Origin of the sequence: Thalassospira mesophila, assembly GCF_002115755.1 — a bacterium.
GTDB lineage: Bacteria > Pseudomonadota > Alphaproteobacteria > Rhodospirillales > Thalassospiraceae > Thalassospira > Thalassospira mesophila.
On record NZ_JFKA01000047.1, the window covers coordinates 1 to 1,069 of the forward strand.

1 protein-coding gene is annotated in these 1,069 nt (G+C 59.1%); it reads left to right on the plus strand.

Translation table 11 applies throughout. From position 1 onward, the window contains the following. Positions 1-96 precede the first annotated feature (96 nt). Positions 97-1,059, plus strand: coding sequence for an IS30-like element ISPpu17 family transposase (locus TMES_RS21950; RefSeq protein ID WP_004577240.1), 963 nt, complete (start codon positions 97-99; stop codon positions 1,057-1,059). The last annotated feature ends 10 nt before the right edge of the window (positions 1,060-1,069 follow it).

The following is a 1,069-nucleotide window of genomic DNA, read 5'->3' on the forward strand; positions in this document are numbered from 1 at the left end:
CCTGAATTCATAGAATAAGCGCAACGCTTGAAACGAGAGGCAGAGAGCCAGCCACCGGTAGAATCCAGGCTCTCACACCGAAGGATTCAAGCGCAGATGACTACGCATTACCGGCAGCTGACTCAGGGACAACGTTACCAGATTGAGGCTGGCTTGAGCGCCGCAGAGAGCCAGGCGAGCATTGCAAAGCGGGTCGGCGTGCATCCCTCGACGATCAGTCGCGAGGTTCGCCGCAACAGCACCCAGAATATCTACAAGGCTGTTTCTGCGGCCCATGAAAGTGATGCTCGTCGAGCGGGTGCGCGCAAGTTTTGCAAGCCGGCGACATGGCTCAGCCATCATCTCCCGGTGTGGCTCAAGCATGGCATGAGTCCGGAGCAGATCGCCCAGCGGTTGAAGCAGGAGCAGCCAAGCCGGGCGGTCAGCCATGAGTGGATTTATCGGTTCATTGCCGCCGAACAGCGCGCCGGTGGTGAGCTTTATACCTATCTGCGACATCGCCGAAAGCGCTACCGGAAACGCTATGGAAGCCACGATCGGCGCGGGCAGCTGCGTAATCGCGTGTCAATCAGTGAACGCCCAGCCGAGGTCGAAAGCCGCGAGCGCCTGGGGGACTGGGAGGGCGATACGGTACATGGACTGGGCGGTAACCTGGTGACCCTGGTTGATCGCAAAAGCGGCTATCTGAGCGCCTATCCGGTCAAGCGCAGAACGCGCCGGCAGGTAACGCGGGCGATCAATCTGATGCTTCAGGGCCATGCCGCTCACACGCTGACGCTGGATAACGGAAGGGAGTTTGCCGGGCATGAACGCATCGCGCTACGGAGCCAGTGCCAGGTCTTTTTTGCAGACCCCTATTCATCCTGGCAACGTGGCACCAATGAAAACACCAACGGTCTGCTCCGCCAGTATTTCCCCAAGGGCAGCGACTTCAGCAAGCTGACCGTCGAAGCCGTCAATCGGACAGTAGCGAGGATCAATCTACGCCCGCGCAAGCGCTTGGGCTGGAAGACGCCGTACGAAGTGCATACAGGGGTGAGCGTTGCACTTATGTGTTGAATTCAGGCCT

Coding starts and splice junctions, on each gene's coding strand:
- TMES_RS21950 (WP_004577240.1), top strand. CDS start 97: ATGACTACGCATTACCGGCAGCTGACTCAGGGACAACGTTACCAGATT.